Source organism: Spirillospora sp. CA-108201 (assembly GCF_050936235.1).
GTDB lineage: Bacteria > Actinomycetota > Actinomycetes > Streptosporangiales > Streptosporangiaceae > Spirillospora.
Map to the genome: position 1 here is coordinate 9160771 of NZ_JBNJNE010000001.1, position 15225 is coordinate 9175995.

Here is a 15225-nt window from a genome sequence, read left to right on the forward strand (position 1 = left end):
GGCCGCACGGCGGGGAGGCCGAGCTGACCTCGGTCAAGATCGTCGTCGGTGGCGGCTTCGGTGTCGGCAAGACCACCTTCGTCGGTTCCGTCTCGGAGATCATGCCGCTCACCACCGAGGCGGTGATGACCGCGGCCAGCGCCGACGTGGACGACCTGTCGGCCGTCCCGGACAAGACGACCACCACGGTCGCGATGGACTTCGGCCGCGTGTCGCTCGACAGCGAGCTGATCCTCTACCTGTTCGGCACGCCCGGGCAGCACCGCTTCTGGTTCATGTGGGACGACCTGGTCCGCGGCGCGATCGGCGCCGTCGTGCTGGTCGACACCCGCCGGCTGGAGGACTGCTTCGCCGCGGTGGACTACTTCGAGGAGCTCGGCCTGCCGTTCGTGGTGGGGGTCAACGGGTTCCACGGCGAGTTCCAGTACGCCGTCGAGGACATCCGCGACGCGCTGTCGATCAGCGCGCACGTGCCGATCGTGCAGTGCGACGCGCGGAGCCGCGAGTCCACCAAGCAGGTGCTGATCACGCTGGTCAAGCACGCGATGACGGTGCACGCCGCCGGGGCGCCCGCCGCCGCGCCCGCGCCGGGCGCCCCCGGCGGGCAGCTCGGCACCACGTCCCCCAGCTGGACCTGAGCCGCCGCGCGCGGGGCGTGGCGGGGTCCGGCCGGGGGGCTACGGTCGCGTAGGTCGTGTGCACGATGCATGATTGTTCGTCGTGATCGAGCATGAATCCGCGCTGGGGGTTGCGATGAGCGAAGTGGAGAAGATCGGAACGTTCGTTGCCATCGGCGACAGCTTCACCGAGGGCCTGAACGACCCCTATCCCGGCGAGACCGACGTCTTCCGCGGCTGGGCGGACCGGCTCGCCGAGCACATCGCCGTGCTGAACCCGGGCCTGCGCTACGCCAACCTCGCCGTCCGCGGGAAGCTCGTGCGCCAGATCGTGGACGACCAGGTGCCGATCGCCGTCGGCCTCTCGCCCGACCTGGTCACGCTGTGCGCGGGCGGCAACGACATGATCCGTCCCGGGGCGGACCCCGACGCGGCCGCGGTCCTGTTCGACGACGCGGTCCGGCGGCTGCGCGCGACGGGCTCCCGCGTGGTGGTCTTCACCGGGTTCGACCCGCGCGGGCTGCGCTCCGGCGGCCGCATCCGGGGCAAGGCCGCCACCTACAACATGCACCTGCGCGCCATCGCCGACCACCACGGCTGCCCGGTGGTCGACCTGTGGCCGCTGCGCGTCTTCCACGATCCGCGCGCCTGGTACGAGGACCGCCTGCACCTGTCGCCCGAGGGGCACCGTCGCATGGCGCTCTATGTCGCCGGGACGGTCGGCATCCCGGTCGACGGCGACTGGCGCGAGCCCTGGCCGCCGCTGGACCGCGCCGACTGGCTCACGCTGAGGCGCGAGGACGTCCACTGGGCGCGGACCTACCTCCTGCCGTGGATCGGCCGCCGGGCCACGGGCCGCTCCTCCGGCGACGGCCGCGGCCCCAAGCGCCCCACCCCCCTCCCGCTCTAGGCCGCGGGCGCTAGGCGGGGTCGGGCTCGGTCGCCAGCGCCTCCTGCAGGGTCCTCTTGACGGGGATGCGCCGGTGCAGCCCGGTGATCTCCAGGGCGCGGCGGACGATGGGCCGGGGGCCGGCGAGGACGAGGCTGCCGCCCGCGGCGGTGGCGGCCTTGAAGCAGGCGACGATGACCGAGAGGCCGCCCGAGTCCATGAACTCCAGGTCGGTGAGGTCCAGCACGAGGTGGTCGCCGTGCTCGCGGCGGGCCTCGCTCAGGTGGACGCGCAGCTCCTGCGAGCCGGCGACGTCGAGTTCTCCGCACAGCCTGAGGACGGCGCGTCCGCCGTCCGGCCGTGTGGTCACTTCCAAAGGTGACACGGGGGGTTCCCCTCTTGTGTGCTGCTCCGGCCGGGATCACCCGGCGAATAGTTTCCGTTCGACAACTATCGCGGACGCCGGGCCGCCTGCCAACCCGCCGCAACAGGGGTGTGCGTGATCGTGACGCGCCGTAAGGTGCTTGTCGGATGTGATTGCCTCGACGATCCGCTGCGTAGGAGACGACCCCAGGTGAGTTCCCCCCGGCTGCCGGACCATCTCGAAGTGCTGCTCACTGAGGAGCCGGTCCTCGACGTGTACGCGTACGGCCCCTGGCGCGTGCCTGACGGTCTGTACGAGGAGATGCGCGAACGCGCGGTCGCCTACAACACCGACCAGCGCGCCGTCGTGCTGACCCGGCAGCTCAGCGACTTCTACGGGAGCGGCACCAGCGCGGCGGGCGCCGAGCAGTGGTCGCTGCTGACGTTCCTGCTGGGCGCGTCGGCGGTGCGCGGCGGGTCGCGCGGCGACGTCGACTACGAGCTGCTGTCGGCGTTCCTGGCCACGCCCGAGTCGGCCGTGCGGGACCCGGCGGCCTGGTTCACCCAGGGCGGGCGGTGGCGCCCGCCGGGCCTGTGGCTGCCCGAGCCGGCCGGGGACGACCGGGAGCGGCGCGCGGTGATGTTCGAGCTGGCGCGCGCCGGGCTGGACGTCTTCGAGGGCCTGGAGCCGCTGGAGCGGCGCCGCCGGGCCCTCATGGACCTGTTCGACCGCCGCGCCGCCGATCCGGCGCTGCGCGAGGCGGACATGAGCGTCCCCAACAGGCGGCTGGAGGACCTCTGGGTCTCCGGCCTGACCGAGGAGGAGCTCGCCGTCCTGCCCGAGCTGGCCGGGCCGGTGGGCTACCTCGGCTGGGTCTGCGAGGGGCTGGACGCCGCCCACCAGGGCCTCGCCGGCACCGTCGCCGACACCGTCGAGGCCGACGCGGCGCTCGCGCGTCTGCTGCTGGCGGCCGACGCCGCGGTCGTTCCGGCCGAACTGGCGGTCGTGCTGGGCACCGCCCGCTACGAGAACGTGGAGGAGCGGTTCCGCGCGGCGCGGGAGGGCTTCGCCGCCGAGGCCTGGCAGTACGACGTGCGGGCGTGGCTGGCGCGCGGCCTGGTCGCGGGCGAGGCGGACGCGGCCCGCGCCTGGCTGGACATGGCGGTGCGGTTCACCGGCGCGGTGCAGGGTCTGCCGGACGCGCCGGTCAGCCCGCGCAGCCGCGTGCCGGTGCGCCCGTTCCAGGCCGACCTGCGACGGCTGTTCACCGTCCGCCGGGTCTTCAACACCCTGAGGTTCGGCCCAGGCGAGGACGCGCCGCAGACCGCCGCCGGGCGCGCCGAGCCCGCCGCGGAGGGCGGGCCGCCGCTGGTCGGGCAGCCCGAGTTGTCGCGGGCGCTGCGGGACGCGGTGGCCGCCCGGCTGGCCGGGCAGCGGCCCGTCCGGCTGCTCGTCGCCGGCCCGGAGGGCACCGGCAAGGGCACCGCCGCCGAGATCGTCGAGGGCGCGCTCGGCGCGGGCGGCGCCGTCCGCGAAGCGCTGTGGATCTCCGACCAGGTCTTCGCCTCGCTCGGCGTGAGCGACGCCGTCCTGTGGCTGCAGGCCCGCGTCCGCGACTGCCTGGAGGGCCGCATGCTCCTGGTCGTGGACGACCTGGAGAAGCTCGCCGCGCACGAGCGGTGCGGCGCCGCCGCCGCCGAGGAGCTGCGGCGGCTCATGGCGCGCTCGCCGTCGCTCAACGTCGTCGCCCTGTGCCGCCCCGGCGGCGACCGGCGGCTCTTCGACGCCAACCCCGCGCTGGTCCGGGCGTTCGACGTCGCCCGCACCCGCGACTTCACCGAGGACGACTTCACCGAGCTGTTCGCCCTGGCCGTCACGCGGCGCGGCGCCCGCGCGGACGCGGAGGTCGCCGCGGCCGCGGGCGCCATGCTCCGCCGCACCCCGCCGATGCTGAACCTTCGCGGCGCGCGCCTGGTGGAGCACATGGCGGGGCAGGCCGTCGCCGCGGCGGACCGGCGGGCCGGGGAGGACGGGACGGACGCCGGCCCCCCGGAGGTCACCGCCGCGGACCTGCCGCAGCGGCTCATCGCCGGCCGTCCCGCCGAGTCCGACCCGTTCGCCGAGCTGGCCGCCTGCGTCGGCATCGAACCCGTCAAGCGGGAGGTCGACGCGCTCGTCGCCGAGGCCAAGGCCGCCCGGCTGCGCCGCGAGGCCGGCATGACGGCGCGGACCCGGCTGCGGCACCTGGTCTTCACCGGCAACACCGGCACCGGCAAGGGCAAGGTCGCGCGGATCCTCGGCCGCATCTACGCCGACCTCGGCGTGCTGTCGTCCGGCCACACGGTCGAGGTGGAGCGCGCCGACCTGCTCGGCGAGTACGCCAGCGAGAGCGTCCTGCGCGTCCGCCGGGCGGTGGAGCAGGCCCACGGCGGCGTCCTGGTCGTCCGCGACGCGCACGCCCTGGTGTCGGCCGCGGCCGACGCGGCGCGCGGCCGCGAGGTGCTGGACGTGCTGCTGACGAGCGTCCAGGCGCACACCGAGGACCTCGTCGTGGTGCTGACCGGCCCCGCCGCGGAGACGAACGGGCTGCTGAAGGCCCACCCCGACCTCGCCGCCTCCTTCCCCCGCACGCTGCGCTTCCCCGACCTCACCGACGAGGAACTGATCGAGGTGTTCACCGCCAACGCCGCCGACTCGGGGTTCGAGCTGGCCCCCGGCGTCCTGGACAAGGTGCGCGCGCTCGTCGAGGCGGCGCCGCGCGAGCGGGGGGTCGGCAACGTCCGCATCATGACGAACCTGCTCGAACGGGCCGTCGCGATGCAGGGGCGCCGCGTCCTGGCCGACGGGATCGTCGACGAGGACGAGTCCCTCGACGTGATCCTGCCGGAGGACGTCCCCGACACCCTCACCCGCGGCCGCGACGACGTCCCCGGCGACCCGCTCGCGGAGGTCGAGCGGCTGATCGGCCTCGCCGACATCAAGCGGGAGGTCGCCGCGCTGGTCGCCGAGGTCCGCGCCGAGCAGCTGCGGCGCGACGCCAAGGTGTCCCCGGCGCCCCCGGCCCGGCACATGGTGTTCGCCGGCAACCCGGGCACGGCCAAGACGACGATCGCGCGGCTGATCGCCGCCGTGTTCGCCCGGCTCGGCCTGCTGTCGTCCGGGCACCTGGTGGAGGTCACACGCGCCGACCTCGTCGCCGAGTTCATCGGGCAGACCGCGCCGCGCGTGCGGGACGCCGTCGGCCGCGCCCTCGGCGGCGTGCTGTTCGTGGACGAGGCTTACACGCTGGCGTCCGGCGGCGGCGACCGCCGCGACTTCGGCCATGAGGCGATCGCCGAGCTGCTGCGGCTGATGGAGGAGCACCGCGGCGACCTCGTGGTCATCGTCGCCGGCTACGACGCCCAGATGGAGCGCTTCCTGGACGCCAACCCCGGGCTGAAGTCGCGGTTCCCCAAGCGGCTGCGGTTCCCCGACTACTCCGACGACGAACTCGTCACGATCTTCGAGTACATGGCGGCGGAGGACGGGTTCGCGCTCGCCCCCGGCATCCTGGAGGAGCTGCGCCGCCTCGTCGCGGCCCAGCCGCGCGGCTCCTCGTTCGGCAACGCCCGGCTCGTCCGCAACCTGCTGGAGGCGGCGATCTCCCGGCAGGCCCAGCGCATCACCGCCAAGGAGGACGCGGCGGCCGGCGGGATCGACCCGGCCGAGGTGGCGCTGCTGCGCCCCGAGGACCTGCCCGAGGCCCCGCCCCGCGAGGAGCAGGGAGGCTACGGCCTCTACATCTAACCTGTGTTTCCAAGTCCCGGCCCTCTTCGCTCGCCTGGCGGCTCGCTACGTGACCAGCGATCATCGACGGCGGCCGCCGCGCGATCGTGGCCATGCCGGTCTCGGTCAGCTCCTCGTCCCGCGCGTGCCAGGACAGGACCACCTCGGGGAGCCCCGGGTCGGGGGCCGTCTCCCGGCGGTCGGCGCGGCGCTGGAACGCCCGGCGAAGCCCGTGCCGCCAGGACAAGACCCGTCGTGCACCCATGCGCCGCCCTTCGCGCGTACTACCGGCCAGGGGCAGTGTGCGTCTTAAGGGGGACGATGTCCGCTTCTTTTCTCACAGAGCGCGGTGATTTGTTGGTCTGGACAATCATGCGCCGGACGGACGCGCGGCACGCCCGGGTTGTCTAGGGTCTACGGCATGACCGACGGCTGGCCGCAGGGCCGGACAAGCAAGGAGGGCGACCGCGTGGGGCGAAGCAGGGAGAACTCCGCACGCGCGGAGCACCATCACGCCGCCTACGGGCGGGAGTCGTACGGGGACCCCTACGAGGACCCCTACGCCGGCGACCAGCTCGCCGGGGGACGAGCCGACCAGGGAGGCCCCCACGGCGGGGGCCCCTACCGGCGGCGGCGCCGGCGGCGCTGGCCGCGGGTGCTCGGCGCGCTCGTCGCCGTGGTCCTGGTGGTCGTCGTCGGCGGCTACTTCTACCTGGACTCCCGGCTGAAGCGCGAGTCGGTCCTCGTGGACTACGCGGGCCGGGTCGCCGACACGCCGGGCACGAACTGGCTGATCGTCGGGTCCGACAGCCGCGAGGGCCTGTCGAAGGACGACCAGAAGCGGCTCGCGACCGGGTTCGCCTCCGGGCGCCGCACCGACTCGATGATGCTGATGCACTACGGCTCCGGCGGGACGTCCCTCATCAGCCTGCCGCGCGACTCCTACCTCCCGATCCCCGGGCACGGCTCGAACAAGCTCAACGCGGCCTTCGCCTTCGGCGGGCCCAAGCTGCTCGTGCAGACCGTGGAGAAGGCGACCGGGCTCCGCATCGACCACTACGCCGAGATCGGCTTCGGCGGCTTCGTGGGCGTGGTGGACGCCGTCGGCGGCGTCGACATCTGCGTCAAGGAGAACATCAAGGACCACAAGGCGGGCCTGAACCTCAAGGCCGGGTGCCAGACGCTGAACGGCGGCCAGGCGCTCGGCTACGTCCGGACCCGCGCCTTCGCCCGCGCCGACCTCGAACGCGTGGAGCACCAGCGGCAGTTCTTCGGCGCGCTGATGAAGAAGGCCACGAGCCCCGGCACGATGCTCAACCCGTTCCGCGGCGTCCCCCTCGCCATGAACGCCACCAGCAACTTCCTGGTGGACGACGGCGACCACCTGTACGACCTGGTCCGCATGATGTGGGCGATGAAGGGCGTCAGCGGGGGGAGCGGCGTCACGACCACCGTCCCGATCGGGGGCACCGGAAGCTCGGCCTCCGCCGGGTCCTACATCACCTGGGACAGGTCCAAGGCGTCCACGCTCTTCGGCGCGCTGAAGCAGGACCAGGAGATCCCGCCGAACGTCATCACGAAGTGACGGGCCGGCCCGGAGCCCCGCCCGGCGCGGGGTGACGGGCCGGGCGCTCGAATAGAGTCGGGACATGTCCGAACAGACGCCGGACGGCGGGAATCTGGACGAGCTGACGTCCAAGGAGCTGTACGAGCGAGCGATGGGTCTCGCCAAGGAGCGGCGCGACGTCGGCTTCCTGTGGGACCTGCTGCGCGCGATCCCGGCCGCCGCGGCGGCCACGGGGGAGGTCGACCGCGCCGAGTTCGACCTCTTCCACGGCCTGTCGCTGCTGGAGGAGTTCACGCACGCGGGGGAGGGCGACATGGCCGACGCCCTCCGGCCCTTCTACATCGACTATCTCCGCCGGCACGCCAAGGGGACCTGACCCGGTCTTTGTCCCCTCTTGATCTCTCTTCGGCCACCCTGGGGAATCACTGAGAGTGAGTGATCGACCGCAGAGGGTGGTTGAAGTGAACAAGAAGCACATGAAGATCGCCGCCATCGCCTTCACGGCGTGGTACGTCATCAGCAGGCCCGAGGGGGCGGCGCATCTCGTCAACGGCGCCCTGAGCGGGCTCGGCAACGCCGCAGAGTCGTTGTCGCAGTTCATGAGCGCCATCCCGAACTGAGCGACGGCTCCCGGGCCCCGTGCCCCCGCCGGTACGGGGCTTCTCTTCGTGACGCCACCGTGCGATTGCCCGCACGCCACAGTAAAATCGCGCTTTGCGGGCAGACGCTGCTGGGCACAATGGGATCGGGTCGATTGTGTCGCGCGCTACGAACAGGGACGGCGTTACGGATGAAGAAGAACCTCCGCTATGTGGCGATCGCCTTCGTCATCTTCTACTTGCTGAGCTCACCGACGGATGCGGCAGGAGTGGTCAACAACGCCTTCTCCCAGCTGGGCGAGGCGGGCAACTCGCTCGCCGCCTTCGTGAACGCCTTGGGCAAGTGACCGGCGCCCTGGGGGCGTGAGGGCGGCCGGCGGCGGGAGACCCCCGCCCGCCGGCGGCGTCAACGGCGAGGACGGGGCCGATCCGCAGGGCCATCTCCTAGGATCGGCCGCATGTCTGTCTTCGACGTAGAGATCGAGGGCCTGCGTGGCGGGCCCGCTGACCTCGGGCAGTACCGGGGCAAGGCCGTGCTGGTCGTCAATGTCGCGTCCAAGTGCGGTCTCACCCCGCAGTACTCCGGCCTGGAGCGGCTGCAGGAGACGTACGCCGGACGGGGCTTCACCGTCCTCGGCGTCCCCTGCAACCAGTTCATGGGGCAGGAGCCCGGCAGCTCCGAGGAGATCGCCGAGTTCTGCTCGGCGACCTACGGGGTCACGTTCCCGTTGACCGAGAAGGTCGAGGTCAACGGCGACGGCCGGCACCCGCTGTACCGGGAGCTCGTCGGCGTCCCCGACGCCGAGGGCCACACCGGCGACATCCGGTGGAACTTCGAGAAGTTCCTGATCGCTCCGGACGGCGCCGTCGCGGCCCGCTTCGCGCCCCAGGCCGAGCCGGAGTCCGCCGAGGTCGTCACCGCCATCGAGAAGACCCTTCCCGCCTGACCCAGGGCGTGGCCTCCGGGTGAGGAACGCGCCCTCCGGGGCGGAGGGCGCGTTCGGGCCGGTGTGATCGGGCCGGTGTGAACCGCGCCACATCGTGCGGGCGTTGCCTCCTATTCGAGGGCCCGTCTAACTTGTGGGATTCGCGGTAGGACGGATTCGCGACGGGACGTGGAGGTGCCCCATGGGCGGATGGACGGCCGGCGACATCCCCGATCTGCACGGGCGGCGGGCGATCGTCACCGGGGCCAACAGCGGCATCGGCTACCACACCGCGCTCCAGCTCGCCCGGCACGGCGCCTCCGTCGTGCTGGCCTGCCGCAGCGCCGAACGCGGCCGGGCCGCGCTGGAGCGGATGCGGACCGCCGCGCCGCAGGCCGAACTCGTCCTGGACTCTCTGGACCTCGCCGACCTGGCGTCCGTGCGGGAGTTCGCGGCCCGGCACGGCGAGGCGCCCCTCGACGTCCTGGTCAACAACGCCGGGGTCATGGCGATCCCGCGCCGCTCCACCGCCGACGGCTTCGAGATGCAGTTCGGCACCAACCACCTCGGCCACTTCGCGCTCACCGGCCTCCTGCTGCCCGCGCTGCGCTCCGCCCCGTCCGCCCGCGTCGTCACCGTCACCTCGGGCTTCGCCTGGACGGGGCGTATCGACTTCGACGACCTGCAAGGCGAGCGCCGGTACCGAAAGTGGACCGCCTACAGCCAGGCCAAGCTCGCCAACCTCGTCTTCGCCAAGGAACTGGACCGGCGCGTGCCGGAGGTGACCAGCGCCGCCGCCCATCCCGGCTACGCCGCGACGAACCTTCAGCAGGCGGGGCCGCGCATGCAGGGCAACACGCTCATGGAGAAGGCCACCGGACTGGGCAACGCGGTGGTGGCGCAGTCCGCCGCCGCGGGCGCGCTCCCGTCCCTCTACGCCGCGACGGCGCCGGACGTGCGGGGCGGCGCCTGCTACGGCCCCCGCCTGTTCCAGTACCGCGGCGCCCCGGCCGAGGTCGCCACGCCCCGGCACGCGGACCGGCCCGGCCTGGGCGCGCGGCTCTGGGAGGCGTCCGAGGCCCTCACCGGAGTCACGTACGCCGAGGCGACCTCCTAGCGCAGCCCGCGGAGCGCCTGGGCCAGCGTCGCGGCCACGACGGTCTCGGCGCCGGACGGATCGCGCTGCGCGAGGACCGCGGCGGCGTCGACGAGCCCCTGGATCAGCCGGGCGCGCAGCGCGGGCTCGGGGACGCCGGCCTCCTCCAGCGCCGCGGCGAGCGGGCGCAGCAGCTGCGCGTGCCCGGCGCGGATCCGGTCGAGCGCGGGTTCGGCGAGGGCGTGCTCGACGAGCGCGACGGCGGCGGCGTGCCGCCCGTCCGCCATGACCTCCAGCTGGGTTCTGACGTACGCCTCGACCTTGCCGTCCAGGTCCGCCGGGCCGCTCAGCGCGCCCTCGACCACCGCCGCCCAGCGGGGCAGCTCCTCCTCGACGACGGCCGCGACCAGGTCGTCCTTCGACCGGAAGTACTCGTACAGGCTCGGCCGCGACAGGCCGACCCGCCGGGCCAGCGCGGCGAGCGTCAGCGCGTCGATGCCCTCCCGCGCGACCAGGTCCCGCGCGGCGTCCAGCAGGGTCCGCAGCTGGCGCGCGCGGTGCTCGGCGACGGTGGCCTCGCTGATCTTCGGCACGAGCCCATTCTAGGTTCGCGGGCCCCCGCCGGCAGGCCCCCGGGTGCGCGGCCGGCGGGTCACGGCCCCCGGTCGATGTCCCAGTCGAGGGTCGCGGGGACGGAGCCTTCGAGGGTGAGGAGCCAGCGCTTGACCTCGACGCCGGAGCCCCCGCTGTAGCCGCCGAGCCCGTTCGAGGCGACGACGCGGTGGCAGGGCACGATCAGCGGGATCGGGTTGCTGCCCATCACCTGGCCGATGACCTGGGCGTGGACGCCGGTGCCGCTGCGCTCTCCGAGGTCGCCGTAGGTGAGCACCTGCCCGTAGGGGACGGTCTCGTACAGCGTCGAGAGCACCTGCCGCTGGACGTCGGACGTGAGCCGCCAGTCGATGGGCGGCTCGAAGTGCTTCAGGTCGCCGGTGAAGTAGTCGCGCAGGGCCGCCAGGGCGGGGGCCAGGCGGCCGGGGGCGTCCACGACGGGCAGCCCGGCGGCCTTGGCGACGCGGGCGCGCCCGGCCGGGGTGTCGTGGAAGTGCAGCGAGACGATCCCCGTCTCGGTCTCGCCGACCAGCAGGCGGCCGAGCACGGTGTCGACCGTGCCGAACGCGAGGGTCTCGGTCATCGTTCAGCGCTCCTTCCCGCCGGGCTCAGCGTCCCACACCGGACCGGCACTCCCGCTCACACGCGTACTCCTGTCAACGCGCGTGCTTCTGTCAACGCGTGTGCTTCTGTCAACGCGTGTACTCCTGTCAACACCGCGGCGGACCCTCACGTTGCGAGCGTGCGGTGCAGGCGGGCGGACTCCTTCACCAGGCGGCTGGAACCGCCGCGGGCGGCCACGTCCTGGACGCCCGGCACCGGACCCCCGGCGCCGGTCGCCTCCGCCAGGCGGGTCGCCAGCGCGATGAGGTCGGGAACCCCGGTCGCGGCGCGCTCGCCCGGGGCGGGGAGCGCGTGCGGGAGCGCCGCGGCGAGGACCGTCCAGACGTCGGCGTGCCCGCCGCCGTCGGCGGCCGCCGTGAGGGCCTTCACGGCGCGGGGGAGGGTGAGGCGCCTCAGGGCGGCGAGCCGTCCGAGCGCCGTCCCGGTCTCGCTCGCCGGGAGGCCGCCCCGGGCGCTGAGGACGAGCAGGGCCTCGACGGCGTCCGCGCGCTCGCCGTGGCCGCGGTGGGCGAGCGCGCAGGCGAGCAGCGTCCCCGTGGCGGCGCCGGTGGGCCCGTCGGCCTCGGCCAGGTCGAGCATGACGGCGCCCTGGCCCAGCTCGTGTTCGCCCGCGCCCGCCAGGTTGGGGACGAGATGCGCGGCGGCCACCTCGCGGTGGGACGGCAGGACCGACGGCCAGAACTTCTGGGCCGCGCTGATCCCGTCCGTCCCGAAGTCCGTCCAGCCGGCTTCGGGGAAGGCGCACAGGTGGGCGATGTCGGAGTCGCCGGGGACGTCCACCGTGGACAGGATCCGGGTCGGCAGCCGGATCGTCCGGCCGCGAACGCTCGCGAGGGGCCGGTCGAGGACCGCGCACTCGACGGCGGGGTCGGCGAGGCCGCCGTCCGCCAGCCACGCCGCGAGGGTCCTGCCGGCCTTGGACTCCAGCCGTTTCGCGCGCACCGCGGCGGCCGGATCGATCTCGCGGGGCACGCGCAGCATCGCCTGCGTGAGGTCGGCCCGCCCGGGTTCGGCGCCCGCCGCCTCGATCCTTTCGAGCCGCGCGACCAGGACGCCGGGGTCGAGGTGGCCGCTTCCCTCGGTCGGGCTCGCGAGGAGGACGGGCGTCTTCCCGACCACCGACGCGATCTCGTGCCTGCGCAGGGTGAGGAAGCGCTCGATCTGCGGCTCGAACACCGTCCCCGCCTTGCGGGTGCGCCCCTTCAGGAGGGAGGCCAGCGCCTCCACGAGGCCGTGCGACTTCGGCGGGCGCAGGAGGCTCCGCACCGGCAAAGCGATCCAGCTCGCCCGGACATGGGCGCCCCAGTACCAGTGGCCGTCGGGCTCCGTGAGCCAGGAGGCGAGCTCGTCGGCGGGTTTCCGGAGCGCCGCGCGCGTCCCCTCCGGGTCGCGGTAGGCGAACTCGACGAGCGCGGCCAGGAAGCGTTCGGACGTGCGCCACTCCTCGTCGGCGCGCAGCAGGACCGCGAACTCCTCGGCCAGCTCGTCGAGGGAGCCGATCGGCGCGGGCGCCTCGCGCGGGGTGAAGGGCGGCGGGCCCGGGGACGCCTCGGGGCCGGCGGCCGCCTCGACCGCGCCGAACGCCGCCGACACGGGCTCGCGCAGGACGGCCGGCAGGTCCCGGGCGGCGGCGCGGACCTCCGCGTGGACGGCCTCGCTCGCGTGGCCCGCGTGCTTGGCCGCGACCGTGACGGCGCGCTCGCGCAGGTCGAGCGCGTCGGAGCCGAAGACGACCGTGACGGCGCGCAGCGTGGCATCGACCCGGTCGCGCTTGCGGGCCGTGCGGTCGAGCCAGGTCAGCGCGGCCTGGACGAGCTTCTTCTCGGGCCGGAACAGCACCGCGCCCGCGGCCTCCTCGAACAGCGCCGCGTCGAGCTCGCCGCGGTCGTCGACGCGGCGGACCTCGCGCAGGGCGAGGCCGGCGACGGTCGAGGGCGCGGTCGGGAGCAGGCGGACGTGGTCGCGCACGCGGGCGGCGGTCTCGCCCTCGGTGGGTTCCAGCGCGTCGTGCAGCGCGACGAACCAGCGGAGGTCACGGGCGGTGCCGCCGCGCAGGAAGCGGCGGACGCAGCCGTCGAGCAGGACCGCGCGGTCGAGCCGCCCGTCCGCGGCCAGGCCGGAGAGGACGCCGGCCCAGGTGCCCTTGCGGGAGCTGTCCCACTGGAGCCTCGCCTCGTCCTCGGCGAGGGCGCCGCCCACCGCGTTCACCTCGAACAGCTTCGGGACGAGCGCGTCCAGGAACGGGTCGTCGGCGTCCGGGAGGTCGCGCTCGGTCACCCAGCCGACCACGAATCCGTCCGAATCCGGCACCGTTCCGGCCGAGTCGGCCAGGGCCGCCGCCACGTGCCACAGCACGGCCTCGACGCCGGAGACGCGGATCCGGGCGGCGACGCGATGGGCGACCTCCGCGCGCCATTCGTCCGGGCGCGCGGCCAGGACCTTCCGCAGCGCCGCGCACAGCCGGTGGAAGCCGTCCCGCGCCCACCACAGGCGCAGGTCGCGGCGGCACAGCCACGTGGCCGCCGCCGCGGGTCCGCCGAGCGTTCCGGCCCCGGCGACCAGCAGCGGCTGCACCGCCTCCTGGGTCAGCTCGCCGTGGGGCGACGCGGCGCGCAACGCCTTCAGGCGGTCGGGCAGGCTCTTCGCGACGGCGCGGCGCGCGTCGTCGCCGAGCCCGGCGACCACGCGCGCCGTCCGCTTCGTGTCCTCGGCGAGGAGCGCCTTCTGGAGGTCGTCCGCGGGGGCGCTCATCGGGCCGCCTCCACGCTCGCCTCGCGGCGGACGATCCCGGCGGCGAGGACGTGCTTGCACGGCCCGCGCTCGCCCCGGTGGTCGTACCACCACGGGCAGGTGCAGGTGACCCGGTCGCCGTCGAACCGGACCCGGCGCTCGCCGCCGCCGCTCACGACGACCGCCGCGTCCTCGGAGGTGAACCGCACGGCGCCCTCCGCGACCAGTGCGCGCGCCGAGCGCAGCCGCGGGTTGAGGTCGGCCACCCGCGCCGGGTCGTAGGGCAGCTCGCGGTGGAAGAACGCGGCCTCGGCGGTGTCGAAGCCGACGCGGCCGGACGTCCCCAGCTGGACCAGCGCCGCCTTCGTCCGGTCGAGCGCGAGCCCCGACCGCTCGGCCAGCAGGCCCGGCTCCACCCGAGGCTCGAAGGACAGCAGCGCGCCGAGCAGGTCGGCGTCGCCCGCCGCCTCGTCGGTCGCGACGGCGTCCAGCACGGCGCCCTCCCCGGAGAAGCCGCGCGAGTGCTGCGGCGACAGCGTCAGGACGTACCGCATTCCGGGCAGCTCCAGTTCCCACACGCTCGGCACCGGCCCGCTCCCGCCGGCGACGGGCGGCCCGTAGACGCGCAGCGCCTTCGCGAACCGCAGCAGCGGCGGCATCGTCCGGAGCCGGTCGGGCCCCGCCAGGCAGACCGCACCGGGGGAGGGGCGCGCCGCGACCCGCAGGGTCCGGCCCGCGGGGACGACCCACAGCGGCTCGCGGCCCCCGCGCGGCAGGGACCGCAGGAACCGCACCGCGTCGGGGCCGTTCAGCTCCCCGCGCGGGTCGAACCCGGCCGTGATGACCTGGACCTCGGCGAAGCCGCGGAGCCAGCGGTCGGGCAGCGGGACCTTCTTCTCCACGACGGCCCCGTCCAGCGTGGTGACGGCCATCTCCCCGGCGCCGACCGCCAGGTGCAGCGGATCGGACCCGCCCACGCGGGCGAGTGCCTCGCGCAGGGGGCCGTTCACGTCCACGTTCGTCGTCCCGCGCTCGTGGACCTCGCCGTCCAGCGCCGGTTCCAGCACGTCCAGCCGCGCGTAGACGCCGCCGCAGGCGGAGAACGACTCCATCCGGATCCGGTCGCCGCCGCACGTGACCACCGGGTCCCGGAAGGAGGTGGGGCGCGGCTGGTGGTAGCGGGTCTGCGCGACGTCGGCCAGCGCGAGCAGGCCGGCCGCGCCGGCCGCCGGCTGCGTGAGCACGCCGCTGAAGAAGTGCGGATGCGCCTGCGGCCCGCTGGTGGTCGTCCCGCCGGACGTGGAGAGCCCCAGGAGCCCCTCGTCCAGCCCGGAAGGCCTCGTGTACCGGTACGCCTGCGCGGCCCCTGCCGCCACCGTGCTGCTCGCCATGCCGGAAACGTAGGGCTTCAGACTGACAAATTAGGCCGAATCTGG

General features: G+C 74.4%; 14 protein-coding genes. 9 read left to right on the forward strand and 5 right to left on the reverse strand.

Translation table 11 applies throughout. From position 1 onward, the window contains the following. Nucleotides 1-23: 23 nt before the first annotated feature. Nucleotides 24-638, forward strand: coding sequence for a GTP-binding protein (locus ACQEU6_RS43815; protein WP_499340556.1), 615 nt, complete (start codon nucleotides 24-26; stop codon nucleotides 636-638). Between the two features lie 115 nt (nucleotides 639-753). After that, complete coding sequence (locus ACQEU6_RS43820; protein ID WP_499339703.1) at nucleotides 754-1527, forward strand: SGNH/GDSL hydrolase family protein; 774 nt, start codon at nucleotides 754-756, stop codon at nucleotides 1525-1527. A 10-nt stretch (nucleotides 1528-1537) separates the two neighbouring features. Here ACQEU6_RS43820 and ACQEU6_RS43825 read toward each other — a convergent pair whose 3' ends face one another. Next, entirely contained in the window at nucleotides 1538-1876 is a 339-nt protein-coding gene (locus tag ACQEU6_RS43825; RefSeq protein ID WP_499339704.1) for an STAS domain-containing protein, read from the reverse strand. A 204-nt stretch (nucleotides 1877-2080) separates the two neighbouring features. On the opposite strand from ACQEU6_RS43825, the gene ACQEU6_RS43830 reads away from it, so the two are divergent. The 7 genes from ACQEU6_RS43830 to ACQEU6_RS43860 all read left to right on the forward strand — a co-directional run bounded on the left by ACQEU6_RS43830 (nucleotide 2081) and on the right by ACQEU6_RS43860 (nucleotide 9844). Further along, nucleotides 2081-5656 (forward strand): AAA family ATPase, encoded by a 3576-nt coding sequence (locus ACQEU6_RS43830; RefSeq protein ID WP_499339705.1) that lies wholly within the window; start codon nucleotides 2081-2083, stop codon nucleotides 5654-5656. Nucleotides 5657-6056: 400 nt separating this feature from the next. Continuing rightward, the gene (locus ACQEU6_RS43835; RefSeq protein WP_499339706.1) at nucleotides 6057-7220 is read left to right on the forward strand and encodes an LCP family protein; all 1164 of its coding nucleotides are present in this window, start codon (nucleotides 6057-6059) and stop codon (nucleotides 7218-7220) included. Nucleotides 7221-7284: 64 nt separating this feature from the next. Next, on the forward strand, nucleotides 7285-7578 hold the full coding sequence (locus ACQEU6_RS43840) for a hypothetical protein (RefSeq protein WP_499339707.1): 294 nt from the start codon (nucleotides 7285-7287) through the stop codon (nucleotides 7576-7578). An 85-nt stretch (nucleotides 7579-7663) separates the two neighbouring features. Beyond that, entirely contained in the window at nucleotides 7664-7822 is a 159-nt protein-coding gene (locus tag ACQEU6_RS43845; protein ID WP_179278923.1) for a hypothetical protein, read from the forward strand. Nucleotides 7823-7992: 170 nt separating this feature from the next. Then, nucleotides 7993-8148, forward strand: coding sequence for a hypothetical protein (locus ACQEU6_RS43850; RefSeq protein ID WP_396085507.1), 156 nt, complete (start codon nucleotides 7993-7995; stop codon nucleotides 8146-8148). Nucleotides 8149-8259: 111 nt separating this feature from the next. Next, entirely contained in the window at nucleotides 8260-8748 is a 489-nt protein-coding gene (locus tag ACQEU6_RS43855) for a glutathione peroxidase (protein ID WP_499339708.1), read from the forward strand. Nucleotides 8749-8929: 181 nt separating this feature from the next. Then, on the forward strand, nucleotides 8930-9844 hold the full coding sequence (locus ACQEU6_RS43860; protein ID WP_499339709.1) for an oxidoreductase: 915 nt from the start codon (nucleotides 8930-8932) through the stop codon (nucleotides 9842-9844). On the opposite strand, the gene ACQEU6_RS43865 is transcribed toward ACQEU6_RS43860, so the two are convergent. The 4 genes from ACQEU6_RS43865 to ACQEU6_RS43880 form a co-directional block, all read right to left on the reverse strand. Continuing rightward, on the reverse strand, nucleotides 9841-10416 hold the full coding sequence (locus tag ACQEU6_RS43865; protein WP_499339710.1) for a TetR/AcrR family transcriptional regulator: 576 nt from the start codon (nucleotides 10414-10416) through the stop codon (nucleotides 9841-9843). The two genes, ACQEU6_RS43860 and ACQEU6_RS43865, sit on opposite strands and share 4 nt — an antisense overlap. 59 nt (nucleotides 10417-10475) lie before the next feature. Beyond that, nucleotides 10476-11018: a methylated-DNA--[protein]-cysteine S-methyltransferase gene (locus ACQEU6_RS43870; RefSeq protein ID WP_499339711.1), complete on the reverse strand. Its 543-nt coding sequence runs from the start codon at nucleotides 11016-11018 to the stop codon at nucleotides 10476-10478. Nucleotides 11019-11164: 146 nt separating this feature from the next. Beyond that, the gene (locus ACQEU6_RS43875; RefSeq protein WP_499339712.1) at nucleotides 11165-13810 is read right to left on the reverse strand and encodes a DUF6493 family protein; all 2646 of its coding nucleotides are present in this window, start codon (nucleotides 13808-13810) and stop codon (nucleotides 11165-11167) included. Beyond that, a complete protein-coding gene (locus ACQEU6_RS43880) occupies nucleotides 13807-15180 on the reverse strand; it encodes an SWIM zinc finger family protein (protein ID WP_499339713.1) in 1374 nt (457 codons plus the stop codon). Before ACQEU6_RS43880 ends, ACQEU6_RS43875 begins: the two co-directional genes overlap by 4 nt. Between the last annotated feature and the right edge of the window lie 45 nt (nucleotides 15181-15225).

What these genes read in the sequence shown, in the direction of transcription:
- ACQEU6_RS43875 (WP_499339712.1), bottom strand. Translation starts at nt 13,810, where the DNA reads ATGAGCGCCCCCGCGGACGACCTCCAGAAGGCGCTCCTCGCCGAGGAC.
- ACQEU6_RS43870 (WP_499339711.1), bottom strand. Translation starts at nt 11,018, where the DNA reads ATGACCGAGACCCTCGCGTTCGGCACGGTCGACACCGTGCTCGGCCGC.
- ACQEU6_RS43820 (WP_499339703.1), top strand. Translation starts at nt 754, where the DNA reads ATGAGCGAAGTGGAGAAGATCGGAACGTTCGTTGCCATCGGCGACAGC.
- ACQEU6_RS43855 (WP_499339708.1), top strand. Translation starts at nt 8,260, where the DNA reads ATGTCTGTCTTCGACGTAGAGATCGAGGGCCTGCGTGGCGGGCCCGCT.
- ACQEU6_RS43850 (WP_396085507.1), top strand. Translation starts at nt 7,993, where the DNA reads ATGAAGAAGAACCTCCGCTATGTGGCGATCGCCTTCGTCATCTTCTAC.
- ACQEU6_RS43880 (WP_499339713.1), bottom strand. Translation starts at nt 15,180, where the DNA reads ATGGCGAGCAGCACGGTGGCGGCAGGGGCCGCGCAGGCGTACCGGTAC.
- ACQEU6_RS43860 (WP_499339709.1), top strand. Translation starts at nt 8,930, where the DNA reads ATGGGCGGATGGACGGCCGGCGACATCCCCGATCTGCACGGGCGGCGG.
- ACQEU6_RS43840 (WP_499339707.1), top strand. Translation starts at nt 7,285, where the DNA reads ATGTCCGAACAGACGCCGGACGGCGGGAATCTGGACGAGCTGACGTCC.
- ACQEU6_RS43835 (WP_499339706.1), top strand. Translation starts at nt 6,057, where the DNA reads ATGACCGACGGCTGGCCGCAGGGCCGGACAAGCAAGGAGGGCGACCGC.